The 12123-nt window shown below is 62.4% G+C and carries 10 protein-coding genes; 1 reads left to right on the forward strand and 9 read right to left on the reverse strand.

The window, feature by feature from the left end; all coding sequences use genetic code 11:
* Positions 1 to 8 precede the first annotated feature (8 nt).
* From AC0L2J_RS12845 to AC0L2J_RS12860, 4 genes are all read right to left on the reverse strand, one after another.
* Complete coding sequence (locus AC0L2J_RS12845; RefSeq protein WP_473390211.1) at positions 9 to 1598, reverse strand: CHAT domain-containing protein; 1590 nt, start codon at positions 1596 to 1598, stop codon at positions 9 to 11.
* A gap of 35 nt (positions 1599 to 1633) precedes the next feature.
* On the reverse strand, positions 1634 to 4546 hold the full coding sequence (locus AC0L2J_RS12850; RefSeq protein ID WP_473390214.1) for a PAS domain-containing protein: 2913 nt from the start codon (positions 4544 to 4546) through the stop codon (positions 1634 to 1636).
* Positions 4547 to 4867: 321 nt separating this feature from the next.
* Positions 4868 to 5776, reverse strand: a complete 909-nt coding sequence (locus tag AC0L2J_RS12855; protein WP_473390218.1) for a DUF2147 domain-containing protein — start codon at positions 5774 to 5776, stop codon at positions 4868 to 4870.
* Positions 5777 to 5948: 172 nt separating this feature from the next.
* Positions 5949 to 6731 (reverse strand): transporter substrate-binding domain-containing protein, encoded by a 783-nt coding sequence (locus AC0L2J_RS12860; protein WP_473390223.1) that lies wholly within the window; start codon positions 6729 to 6731, stop codon positions 5949 to 5951.
* Between the two features lie 138 nt (positions 6732 to 6869).
* Between AC0L2J_RS12860 and AC0L2J_RS12865 the strand changes: the two genes are divergently transcribed.
* Complete coding sequence (locus AC0L2J_RS12865) at positions 6870 to 7367, forward strand: DUF1993 domain-containing protein (RefSeq protein ID WP_473390320.1); 498 nt, start codon at positions 6870 to 6872, stop codon at positions 7365 to 7367.
* A 33-nt stretch (positions 7368 to 7400) separates the two neighbouring features.
* Here the strand turns inward: AC0L2J_RS12865 and AC0L2J_RS12870 are convergent, their stop codons facing one another.
* From AC0L2J_RS12870 to AC0L2J_RS12890, 5 genes are all read right to left on the reverse strand, one after another.
* A complete protein-coding gene (locus AC0L2J_RS12870) occupies positions 7401 to 7916 on the reverse strand; it encodes a hypothetical protein (protein WP_007590921.1) in 516 nt (171 codons plus the stop codon).
* Positions 7917 to 8101: 185 nt separating this feature from the next.
* Entirely contained in the window at positions 8102 to 9091 is a 990-nt protein-coding gene (locus tag AC0L2J_RS12875; RefSeq protein WP_473390226.1) for a hydroxyacid dehydrogenase, read from the reverse strand.
* A gap of 33 nt (positions 9092 to 9124) precedes the next feature.
* Positions 9125 to 10225 (reverse strand): ABC transporter ATP-binding protein, encoded by a 1101-nt coding sequence (locus tag AC0L2J_RS12880; RefSeq protein ID WP_007610467.1) that lies wholly within the window; start codon positions 10223 to 10225, stop codon positions 9125 to 9127.
* Between the two features lie 6 nt (positions 10226 to 10231).
* Positions 10232 to 11143, reverse strand: coding sequence for a carbohydrate ABC transporter permease (locus AC0L2J_RS12885; RefSeq protein ID WP_018457902.1), 912 nt, complete (start codon positions 11141 to 11143; stop codon positions 10232 to 10234).
* Entirely contained in the window at positions 11143 to 12081 is a 939-nt protein-coding gene (locus AC0L2J_RS12890; protein ID WP_007590928.1) for a carbohydrate ABC transporter permease, read from the reverse strand. The genes AC0L2J_RS12885 and AC0L2J_RS12890 overlap by 1 nt, the downstream gene beginning before the upstream one ends.
* Between the last annotated feature and the right edge of the window lie 42 nt (positions 12082 to 12123).

A 12123-nucleotide genomic window follows, 5' to 3' on the forward strand; every position in this document is an offset into this window, starting at 1 on the left:
ATCTCGGCTCAATTGCAGCGTGTTGCCCAATCCGTCGACTGCGCGAGCAAGATGGGCGAAAGCCAGATCGGGCTGTCCTCGTCGTCGGCGAGACGCTCCCAAGAAGCTCGGCAGGCCTTCCGGAACGCAAGGCAAACGGACCGCGTTTCATGCAGTTCGCTGTAGAACGCCTTGGCGAAATGAGGCGCGCGGTCATCCTCCACGTTCCAGCGGAATCCCAAGGCATAGGGGATTCCGTTCATCACCAGCTGTTGCACGCTGCCCCTGGAGATGCCGCGGCAAGCGGAGAGATAGACCAGCGTAGCCGTCGAAAGACCTTCGGATGCGACCATTCTGTCGAGCTTCAGCCCGATCGCTTCTTCCGGCCTTGTGCCGGGAAGGACGAGAGACACAGTTTTCTGGCCGTCACTCCAGGCATGGCCGGCGTAGTGGAGGATCGACGGCCGAAAATGAGCAAGCCGCTGCAGCAAATGGGGCACGGCCTCGTTGCTGGGGGTGCCGGATAGGTCGACAACCTCCAGCTCGAAGCAGCCGGCGTCGGCCAATTCCTTCAGGTATTGGAGTTCAACGTCGATATTGCCGAGCTTGTCGAACGTCTTGCCGTCGCAGATCACCCGTTCGAGCTTGCGGTCTGGGTGCTCGCCGACCTGCGAGCGAACGAACATGAGCCTCGAGCCTGGCTCGATGCGCCCGCGCTCGGCTCTTGCCCCTCTCTGCAGCCGAACAACCGACGGCACGCGTCGGACGATAGGGGCATGAAGAAGCACGAATGGCCCGTTCTCTTCAGCGAGATATCGCACGCTGGCCTCGAAGGGGACAGGATAGTATCCGGCATCGTTGATCACGAAGCGGAACGACAGTCCTGCCAGCCCACCGGCCGCCCTCTCGATCTGCGAAAACAGGTGTTCGCCGATCGCCTTGACGACGAAGCTCTTGAACAGCCGTGTTCCGACACCCCGCGTCTGGGCGAGCCAGTTCTTGGGCAGGCTGGTGCCGATCCAGTGATCCGAATCCGCGCGGTCCTGGGGCATCTCGTCCCGCCCGTAGTCCCGGGCGGCAGACTTCAGATCATCCAGATCGCTGACGGTGTTCCAGCGCAGCATTGGAGAGCCGTCGTCGCCGGTTCCGAGGCGGCATTCGACCTTGGCGCTATGGATCTCCGTTTCGATCACCCGGAACGCGCCAGGGATGGCGCCCTTCTCATCGGGATGCCCGGTCAGCATCGCAATGAACGGCCTGAGGATTCGATGCCGGTGGAGCTGCAGGGCGTCCATGGGCAGGATCAGAGCGTTGTCGGCTCTGCTGCACTCCTGCTCCAGATCAGGGCAGGCCCCGAACGACGGTGCGATGACGAGGACTGACGTGTGAGGGTCTCGGGCCTGCACGACGGTGCTGAGCAGATCCTGCGCGCCGGCCGTCGTTCGCGTGTCGCGAAGGGCGCGCGGATCCATCGGCAATCCGGCATCGAGGACGAGCAACTCGGGGTCGTTCGCAATGAGCCACTCGTTGGTCTGGTCCGAAGTCATCAGCGGCTTGTCGTGCAGGTTCTCCGGCTCGACGCCTGCCGCGAGCAGATGCGTGCGCAGCGTTTCGAACATGCTCGGTTCCGCCGTGGCTATCGCTATCCTTGCGGTCATGCTGATGCCTCCTGCGCACATAATGGCAAGTCGAATTCGAATCCCATGCCGTCCAGTTCGGTCAAGCTCCCGTCATGCTGCTCGACGGCTTTCTGTATCGCCTCTACGGCGACGCTGGCCATTTGCCGGGCCCGGGACTGACTCCGTTCGATCAGATCGGCGGCCGACGGATCCAGCGGCTGCGCGGTGACCGCTGGGATGCGCATGGATACGAACAGACGATGCGGTGGTCGTTCCGCGATGGTCACAGTGAGCCGATCGGTCGGGGTGACGCGGAGCGATAGAAGCGAGCTGAGCGCCGAACGAAATGCGAAGCTCAATCGCTCCAACCAGCCGCTGACGATCAGATGAGATTCGTCCGTGATTTCGTCCTCTATATCGATCGCGTCACGGTCGTCGACAGGAAGTCCCTCGATCTCGTGATAGATTGCTTCCAATACGTTGAACGAGGTCGGTGCTTCCTGCGGCGTCTGCTGCACGGTCAAACGCTCGGACAGACGTTCGAAGGTGAGATCAGCCTTCAGGAGATGATTGGCGGCCTGCTCCAGCATGTTGGCGCAATTTCTCATCAGTTCGGGTTTGCTTAGAAGGGACTGGGCGCCGCGCAACAAACCGTCGGCCATGAGCAGAGGGGCCCGGGTCTCGCGCGCAACAGCCGTGACCGTCTCCTCCAGATATCCCCAGTCGCTCTCTCGGCTTTGATCGGCAAGGCTCGTGAACAGCCACAGGTGGTGGCCATAGTCGTCATTCAACGGCTCGCGGTTTGCAAGAGTGGTCACCTCGGTGCGAGGTGCGTCGCCGATCGTCAGGTGGATGTGAAGTCGGTGCTGGATACCAGATTGCGACAGTTCCTCGATATCTTCGTCTCGTGCCCCGAACGACACGAGTTCGCGGTCTCGTGCCTGACCGAAAATACTCTCGGCCGCGCCATTCATGTGACAGATCTTGCCGATCGCGTCGACGATGACGGCCGCCTGCTCAATCCTGTTCATAAGCGCCAGCTCGATCGCTTCGTGCCAGCGCGCTGCAAAAATCTGCTCGCAGTCGGCGGCGAGTCCGCGGGCCGCTTCGCGATCGGGTCCGAGAAAGGCGTTGGATTCCGAGGATTCCATATCGAGGATCATCTCGATCTTGCCATTCACGAAGAGGGGGACGGTCATCGCGGATCGCTGATCCGGCGCAGTCTGAATGAAGCCGTAGTTCCGCTTGGAATCGCTGATGTCTGGAACGACAAGAATGGACCGCTGGACGAGACAGCTGCCGAGCATTCCGCTGGATAGGTCCTGGGTGTACTCGGACTTTTGGGCGGCGGACTTCACGAGCAGGTTTCGGTCGTTCTTGACGTGCTCGGCGACCAGCACGAACTTGCCACGGGCGCGGTCCACCCGGAATACACCGACGTACTCCCAGCCGAAGCATTGTGTCGTGCCGGTCGCCAGCAGTGTGGCAATGGTGCGGGCGCTGGGCGCCTTGTTCAAATTGTCCTTGAGCTCGCGCAAGGCGCGCGCCTGAGCGTGCTCGATGGCCGCGTCCGCAGCCTGCAGGATTTCCTCGACCCCGAGATTCTGCAGGGTCCGGAGGTCGGCGGCCGTATATTTGTGGTTACGGGACATGAGAGCCAGCGAGCTTCCGAACCGGCCGCCCGCCTTCCGAATCGGCAACACAACCATCGATTTGAAATCGTCGGAGAGGATCGCCTTGCTGACGGGGTTGTCCTTTTCCTCCGGATTGAGCTGCTCGACGAATTTGCTCAGGTCGTTATTCCACGTCTTGCCCTGCTCGAGCCATTGAATCACATCGGCCGTTACCTTGAACCAGCGTGTACTCCACTCCCAGCGAGGTTTAGGAAAGACGGTGAGCGCTCGCCAATGGTCGCTGAGGTCGTTGTAGACCCCGAAAGCAGACATCTCGAACGGAATGACCTTTTCGACGACCCGCAGCATGGCCTCGATGATCTCTTGCGGGTCTGCGTGCTCGGCAAGAACGGTCTTCAGCTGTTGGCGCGCCAAATCCTCGTTGAGGGGAGCGAACAACAACAACAGCCCGGTCGAGCTATTCTGTTCCTCCATGTACGGCGCTGCACTGACTCTCGCCAGGACGGAACGGCCATCCATCGGACGAAGCCGCACGAAATCCGTAAATCCCGTTTGTGTGCCGATCCATTCGTCAAACCGGCTCGTCGTGCCCTCGTCGTCGGGCGCGAAGACATCGGACAGCGACATCTCCTTGAGAGCCGCCTCGGCGAACCCGAGAATCTGCACGGCTCGCTCGTTTGCGAACCGGATCTTGCCCGCCCGATCGGTCCTGAGCACGCCGTCCTGCAAGGCGTCAAGGCGGCTCCGTTCGGCGCTCTGATCCAGGAGGAGGGCGTAGTTGCCTTGCTGCCCGTCTTCGTCGCGCAGCGGGCCGATCTCGACCCTGACCTGGCGGATCAACTTATTGGTCCGGATGTCTACGCGCAGGCTTGTGTTGTGGTTTGCCTTGAGGGCTGCGCCCACGTCGGCCGCACGGGACCCGAATAGCCGGGGAAACGGAGCGTTGCGGCCGTCGGGAACGAGCTTGTCGAACGCCGCATTCGCATAGACGATGCGGCCATCGCCTGCCAGTTCGACGAACGGGATGTCGCTGTGATGCGCGGCCTCGTCGAGCGCGTCGTACCGATCGGAAAGCACACTCAGGAGCGTGGTTTGCGATTGAAGGATCTTGTCGACGGCTTCGGCAGCCAGACCAAACTCCGAAACGAGCATTCGGGCCAGCTCGTCGACGAGGGGCTTGAGCGCGGTCTTCAGGCCGTTCTGCCTGCTCCTGAGCGCGCCGATCACATGGCGCCGGATACCTTGCTCAGTTTTCAAGAAATCCTGGTCCCAGTCACCTGAGATGAGCGATGGCGCTGCACGGAGTTCCTCCATAACAACCTCGCTAACGCAACTGTGGAGCGAAACGATAAGGTGCTTGAGCCGGCACAAAAATTCGAGTGTCGGTCTGAGCGCATCGGCGGGATCAGAGGCGCCAAGGCGACTTTTGACCGCGGAAATTCGTCGTTCAACCTAAGCTAGAGGCGATCGCGGCCGTCCTAGTATTAACTAGTTCACAGAAACGGCCTGAATTTCAGCGATCGGGTCCGACGCTGTGTCTTTGCCGGGCAAGCACAGGCGCAGCGGCAATCCTCGTTGCCCGCTGGCGCAGGGTAACGCTCAATCCCACCGTGTCACGCGCGCGTGATAGGACCCTCAGTTCACCCGCGTCCAGGTCTGGCCGCCGCAGAACATGCCGCCGAAAGCGCAGCCCTGCACGCGCAGGCGATCGGTGCCCTTCAGCGCGATGGTTGAATCGTAGGTCGAGCCGGAGTTCGGATCGAGGATGCGGCCGGACCATTTTGGGTCTTTGTTCTGATCCTTGCCGGGCTTCATGTTGATCAGAACCTGCTCGCCATTCTGGTTCGATTTCGAATCGACCGAGTAGCCGCAGAGATTGCTGCCGCATTGCTCGATCCGGACCTTGCCTTCCTTCTCCTCGGTGAGCCAGACGCCGAGCGGTGAATTGAGATCGCGCGTGGGCGCGGTTGCGGGAGCTGGCGGCGCGACGGCCGCCGACTGAACGGGGGCAGGTGCCGGCGCCGGGACGGGAGGCGGAGACGGCGCCGGAGGCGCGGCTGCGACGGCCGGGGCTGGCGGTGGTGCGGGCGGTACTGCGGCCACCGTCGGGGCAGCACTTGGGGCCGGCTGAGGCGGCGGCACAAGCGCGTCTTCCGCCGGAGCGTTGTTAGCCGTGGTGGCCGGAGACGCCGGCGGGGCAGGAGGCGCGACGGCCACGGGAGCTTGGACGGGAGCTTGGACAGGGGCCTGCTCGGCCGCCGGGGGTGCCGTGACAGGTGCCGGGGCCGGCGCCGGATTGGCAGGCGACTGCGGGTCAGCCTTGGCCTGTTGCGGTGCCTGCGGGTCCGCTTTGGGAGCCCCCTTGGCATCGTTCTTGGTTCTCTTCGCCTTGCCCTGGCCGGTGTTGTCAAAGACGCCGGGAATTTGCACCGTGCCGCGGTCGGGATCGATGCGGATGGTACGCCCGCCATAGTCGAATGTGTACTGCGCCTGCGCAGCGGTGCTCGCCAAAAGGAATGCGGCCGTGGCCAACAGCTTCCTCATTTCGCATCTCCTGAAACAGGTGGTCCCCGCACCGACGCTTACGCCCCGGTTCGATCGCAAAAAGTGATCTAGATCACTGTCACCGTATGAGTCGTGCTCCGGCGGCTGCGGGTTCAATAACACCGGAGCCGGTCCAAAGTTTGGCCGGGGCAAGCGACAGGAGGACGCGGTCCTAATCGAACCAGGCGGCGTAGATCTTCTTGTAGCTGCCGTCCTGCATGGAAATGTGCAGCCATTGATCGACGAACGCCTTCAGCGCCATGTCGCGCTGGAGCCAGTAGGCCTTCTCGGAGAAGTCGAACGGCTTGTCGGGATGCACCGCGCAGAGCACGCCTTGATGCTGCTTCTGCTGGTAGCGCGTCTCGGAGGCGTCGGTCATCATCAGGTCGGCATTGCCCTTGGCGATCTCGTCGAAGATCACGGTATTGTCCGGGAAGACGGTGATGTCGGCTTCCTTGATGTTGGCACGCGCGAAGCGCTCGTTGGTGCCGCCGGGATTGACGATCACGCGGGTGCCCTTCTTGTCGATGTCGGTGATGTTCTGGTATTTGCCGACATCGGCACAGCGCGCGATCGGCGTCTTGCCCTCGCGCATGATCGGCGTGGAGAAGAAGCCCTTCTTCTGCCGGTCGAGCGTGACCGAGACGCCGCCCATGGCGATGTCGAACTGATCGGCCTCGAAATCCTTCATCAGCTTCGGCCAGGCCGTCGGCACGAATTCGACCTTGACGCCGAGCGCCTTGCCGAGCGCCTCCGCCATGTCGACATCGAAGCCGTTGAACTGCTGCGTCGTCTTGTCGAGATAGGTGAAGGGCTTGTAGTCGCCGGTCATGCCGACGCGCAAAGTGCCGCGCTTGACGATCTCGTCGAGGCGGGACGGCGCCGCCTGCTGTGCATGGGCCGACAGGTTTGCCAGCAGGACCACGGCCAAAGCCGCCAGAATTCGACTGGTCATTCGAACGATCATCTCTTTTCCACCCATGCCCAAGCTGTCATTGTGCAGCTCTCGATGCCTGTCTTGAGGCTTGGATTTAGACCAGATGCCCGTCGCTGGCGAGGCGGGAGTGAAGGGAATTTTGAAGTGACGATCTCGATGTATGACGCCTCCGTCGGACTTTTCGTGCCGTATCTGCGCAACCTGTCCGCACTGCTCGACAAGGGCGTTGCCTATGCCGAAGCGCGGAAGTTCAATCCGGCTGTGCTGCTCGGCATGCGCATGGCGCCCGACATGTACGATCTGGCGCAACAGATCGGTGAGGCCTGCCGCCACGCCACGGTCGCCGCGGCCTTGCTGGCCGACCGCGAGCCGGTGACGCTGCCGGTGCTGGAGCACGACATGGCCGGACTCCAGGCCCGTATTGCGACTTCGATCGAGTTCATCGAAAGCCTGCCGCGCGCGGAGATAAATGCCGCGGCGGAACGGAATGTCTTCTTCAGGCTGAAGAACGGGACCGAGTTGCCCTTCACGGGGCGGACGCTGCTGCTGACCTTCAGCGTTCCGCAGTTCTTCTTTCACGTCACGACCGCCTACGACCTGTTGCGGCACGCAGGCGTCGAGCTCGTGAAGAAGGATTATCTCGGACGACGATGAGCCGAACCGGCATCCACGTCGTGCGAAAGCGCGCTAGGCTTCGCCCTTGCGCTCATAATCGGCGAGCGAGCTGCGGCCAGCGATCTCGCTGCGCAGCTCCTCGAAGCGCCGATGGGCCTCGTCCTCATGCGCGTCGACGAAATGCACCGCGGCTTCGCCGGTCATCGGGCCGCTGACCACGGGCACGGACTGCTCGCCGATGGTCTCGTGGACGTAGAACTGGCCGTCGTCGCCGCGATGGACCGTCCATTTCAGACGGATCGCCACCATCGGCCCGGGGCCGACCTTGCTGTAGCCGTCGGCGTCGGTGTGCTCCGGCACCAGCGGCTGCTCCTCGACCACCGGATGCTCATCGACCGTCAGGTGCTCGTCGACGAACGCGTGCTCGTCCGCGACCCCATGCTCACCGGCAACCACCATTTCGGTCACGGTGACGGTCTCGGTTTCGCGCACGGTCTCGGTCTCGCGCACCACGAGGACGGGTTCGGGATGCTCCAGGATGCTGGCAATGGTCGCCAACGCGTGGTCGGTCGGGTCGATCTCTGACAAGGGTCCATCCTCCAGCTCGACGCGGCCGGCAAGTCTGTCCCACTGCCGCCGCGGCCGGACTATTACGCGGGTTTGATTAAGGCTGAGTGAGGGCTCGATCTGCACCAAAATGGGACTCATTCTGGCGTTCCGAAGGCGGGCGGGTTGATCGTCCGTCCAGAAGAACCCCCGCCCGGGAGACCAGCCTAGCCCAAGACGTCCTGATTGATGATGTTCTGCCGGATGGGATCGCCGTCCAGCACACTCAGGATGTTGCGCGCGGTCTGCTCGCTCATCCGGATCACCGCCTCGACCGTGACGCCGGCGACATGCGGGGCCATGATGACGTTGGGCAGCGCGAACAGCGCGTTGCTGACCGGCGGCGGCTCGACCTCGAACACGTCGATGCCGGCGCCGGCGAGCTTGCCCGAGACCAGTGCGTCGTACAGCGCCGCCTCCTTCACGATGCCGCCGCGCGCGGTGTTGATGAGATAGGATTTCGGCTTCATCCGGCCGATCCTGTCAGCATCGAACAGGCCGACGGTCTCCGGCGTCTTCGGGCAGTGGATGGTGACGAAATCTGCGTGCGGCAGCGCGGCATCGAGATCGGCGACCGGCTCGCAGCCGGCTGCCTTGATCTCCGCGGCTCCCTTGTAGGGATCATAGACCTGTACATTCATGTCCATCGCCAGGCAGCGCTTGGCGGTGCGGGTGCCGATACGGCCGAAGCCGATGATGAGGACGGTCTTGCCGTAGAGATCGAACGGCAGCATGCCGAGGCGGTCGGCCCATTTGCCGTCCTTGACGCAGGAATGCATCTCCTGCGCGCGTTTGGCCAGCGTCAGCATCATGAACAGCGCCTGCTCGGCGACCGAGGGCGAGTTCGCGCTGCCCGCGACCATCAGCGGCACCTTGCGGCGGGAAAGGGCTGGGACGTCGACGGCGTCGTAGCCGACGCCGATCCGGGTCACTACCTTCATGTCCTTTGAGGCTTCGAGCTCGGTCTCGCCGAAAGCGGTGGCGCCGAGCGCCACGCCATGGACCGGCGCGTGGCTCTTCAGCAAGGCCTCGAAATCCCTGGCGGAGATCAGGTTCGGAAACTCGATGAGCTCGATGTCATCTCGCTGGGTGAGGAGGGCGCGCGCCCCTTGCGACAAAGTTTGCGTGACAAAGATTTTCTTCTTGTTGGTCGACATCGTCCCTACCTGCACGAGTTTCTTGCCCGGCCGTCACAATACGGCGCCGGTCGCCTCGTTTAGCAGGTGCATATTGTTGAGGTCCATCGCCAAACGCATGGGGCCGCCGTCCTTGGCGCCCGCATTGGGATCGACACGGCCGCAGATCGGCGTGCCGTCCAATGCGAAATAGACCAGCGTCTCCATTCCCATCGGCTCGGTGACGTCAAGCACGGTGTCGAAGGTCTCGACACCCGGCTCCAGATGCGCATGCGATTCCGTGAGATGTTCGGGACGGATGCCGAGCAAGAGGTTTTCAGCTCGGGGCAGTGCGCTGTAATGGGCGGCGCGGGCCGGCGGCAACGGGAATGAGATGCGGTCCGTCAGGCGGACGTTGAGCTTGCCACCGACGTCCTCGAGCCGGCACGGAATGAAGTTCATCGCCGGCGAGCCGATGAAGCCCGCGACGAAGCGCGTCGCCGGCTTGTGGTAGAGCTCGTTCGGCGTGCCGATCTGCTCGATCCGGCCCTTGTTCATCACCACCACGCGATCGGCCAGAGTCATCGCCTCGACCTGGTCGTGGGTGACGTAGACCGTGGTGGTTCGGACCTTCTGGTGCACCTTCTTGATCTCGATCCGCATCTGCACGCGCAGCTTGGCGTCGAGATTGGACAGCGGCTCGTCGAACAGGAAGACTTTCGGGTTGCGCACGATAGCCCGCCCCATGGCAACGCGCTGGCGCTGGCCGCCGGAGAGCTGCTTCGGCTTGCGGTCGATCAGGTCGGTGATGTCGAGGAGGCGGGCGGCCTCGGTCACCCGCGCCTTGATCTCGGCCTTGGGATAGTGCTTGAGCCGCAACCCGAACGACATGTTCTCCGCGACCGTCATGTGCGGATAGAGCGCGTAGTTCTGAAACACCATCGCGATGTCGCGGTCCTTTGGCGGCACGTCGTTGACGACGTCCCCGCCGATCATGATGTCGCCGTCGGTGATGTCCTCGAGCCCCGCGATCATCCGCAACGTCGTCGACTTGCCGCAGCCGGAGGGGCCGACGAGCACGATGAACTCATGATCGGAGATGTCGAGATCGATGCCGCGCACCGCCTCGACGTCGTCGTAACGCTTGATCACCTTCCGCAACGCAACCTCAGCCATAAGACATCAACCCTTTGTCGCGCCGGCGGTCAGGCCGGCAATGTAATAGTCCATCAGGAAGGCGTAGATGACCAGCGGCGGGGCTGCGCCAAGCAGCGCGCCGGTCATGATCTGCCCCCAGTTGAAGACGTCACCCTTGATCAGCGTGGTGGTGATGCCGACCGGCAGCACGAGCTGGTCGATGGATGTCGTGAACACCAGGGGATAGAGGAACTGCGCCCAGGACACGGTGAAGGCGAAGATGGTCGCTGCGATCAGGCCGGGCAGGGCGACGGGGATGAAAATCCGCGTCAGGGTCTGGAGCCAGGAGGCGCCGTCGATGAGAGCAGCCTCGTCCAGCTCCTTCGGGATCGAGGCGAAATAACCGATCATGATCCAGGTGCAGAACGGCACGGTTAGCGTCGGATAGATGAACACCAGCACGTACCAACGGTTCAGAAGAGTGATGCCGGTGACGTCCTGGACCACCGCGAGCATCTTGAACAAGGGAATGAACAGGAGGCTGTCCGGGATCAGATAGGTGAGAAAGACGCCGGTCGCGAGCGTCGCCGAGCCCCAGAACTTCATCCGCGCTAAAGCAAACGCCGCCGGAATGCTGATCAGCATCGTCACGATCACGACCACGATCGAGATCATCGACGAATTCCAGAAGAACCGCAGGAATTGGTTCGAGGTCAGTAGCTCGACATAGTTCGACAGGGTCGGATGAAATACCCACCACGGATTGGTGGCGGCCGAGATCTCCGCGCTGCTCTTGAGCGAGGTGATCAGCATGTAGATTGGCGGGATCAGGAAGAAGATCGCAAACAGCACCAGGAAAAAGTAGGACCAGCGCAGCGCCCAGGTGCGGTCGCGGCTCATGCTTCGAAGCTTGACCTTGCGTGTCGGTCCGGCCTTGTCGATTGCGAGCGTGCTCATCAGGCTTCGTTCCCACGTTTGTTGACATCGCGCAGGATGAAGACCGCTGCGACGGCGAGGATCGGCACCATGAACAGCGAGACGCAGGCGCCGAGCGGAATGTCGCTGCTCTGGATGCCGACCTGGAACGCCCAGGTGGCGAACAGATGCGTCCGGTCGAGCGGACCGCCGGAGGTGAGGATGCGCACGATGTCGAAATTGGCGAAAGTGACGATCAGCGAGAACAACGTGGTGATGGCGATGATGTTGCGCATCATCGGCAGGGTGATGTGCCAGATCTTCTGCCACCAATTGGCGCCGTCGATCGCTGCGGCTTCGTAGAGCTGGTCGGGTACGGATTTCAGCGCGGCCAGGTACATGATCAGGAAGAACGGCGCGCCGTACCAGACGTTGACGAGGATGACGGAGAAACGCGCCCAGAAGGTGTCGCCGAGCCAGGGGATGGGACCGATGCCGAAGAACGAGAGGGTATAGTTGAAGGCGCTGTAGGACGGGTCGAACAGCCACAGCCATGCCAGCGTGCTCATCGCCGGCGGGATCACCCAGGGCACCAGCAGCATGCCGCGCCATTTACGTTGCTTCTTGCCGGGAATGTTGTGGACGAAATGCGCGACGATGAAGCCGATTAGCGCCTTGAAGACCACGGCGGTAATCGCAAAAATGCAGGACTGTCTCACCACCATCCAGAACGTTTCGCGCTTGAACAGGAAGGTGAAGTTGCTGAGGCCGACGAACTTCGTCATCGCCTTGTTCAGCGTTGCCAGGTAGACCGAATAGAAGGCGGGATAGAGCACGAGCAGGGCAATCAGGAGGATCAGCGGCAGCGTCAGGAAGAACGCGACGGTCGATTTCCTTCCCATTGCGTTGCGCAGGCTCGCCCGTTTGCGCGGGCTTGCGGCTCGAGCGGGACGGCCTTGCTCAACGACGACATCGGCCATGACGTTAGCCTCTTTTGCAGGACACGTAGCAGGACATCTGGA

The sequence above is a fragment of the Bradyrhizobium sp. MV1.5 genome (assembly GCF_055807615.1).

Excerpts from the sequence above, each read along its gene's own strand:
- AC0L2J_RS12860 (WP_473390223.1), bottom strand. The coding sequence starts at position 6,731 with ATGACCAGTCGAATTCTGGCGGCTTTGGCCGTGGTCCTGCTGGCAAAC.
- AC0L2J_RS12875 (WP_473390226.1), bottom strand. The coding sequence starts at position 9,091 with ATGTCGACCAACAAGAAGAAAATCTTTGTCACGCAAACTTTGTCGCAA.
- AC0L2J_RS12845 (WP_473390211.1), bottom strand. The coding sequence starts at position 1,598 with ATGTTCGAAACGCTGCGCACGCATCTGCTCGCGGCAGGCGTCGAGCCG.
- AC0L2J_RS12865 (WP_473390320.1), top strand. The coding sequence starts at position 6,870 with ATGTATGACGCCTCCGTCGGACTTTTCGTGCCGTATCTGCGCAACCTG.
- AC0L2J_RS12855 (WP_473390218.1), bottom strand. The coding sequence starts at position 5,776 with ATGAGGAAGCTGTTGGCCACGGCCGCATTCCTTTTGGCGAGCACCGCT.
- AC0L2J_RS12885 (WP_018457902.1), bottom strand. The coding sequence starts at position 11,143 with ATGAGCACGCTCGCAATCGACAAGGCCGGACCGACACGCAAGGTCAAG.
- AC0L2J_RS12880 (WP_007610467.1), bottom strand. The coding sequence starts at position 10,225 with ATGGCTGAGGTTGCGTTGCGGAAGGTGATCAAGCGTTACGACGACGTC.
- AC0L2J_RS12850 (WP_473390214.1), bottom strand. The coding sequence starts at position 4,546 with ATGGAGGAACTCCGTGCAGCGCCATCGCTCATCTCAGGTGACTGGGAC.
- AC0L2J_RS12890 (WP_007590928.1), bottom strand. The coding sequence starts at position 12,081 with ATGGCCGATGTCGTCGTTGAGCAAGGCCGTCCCGCTCGAGCCGCAAGC.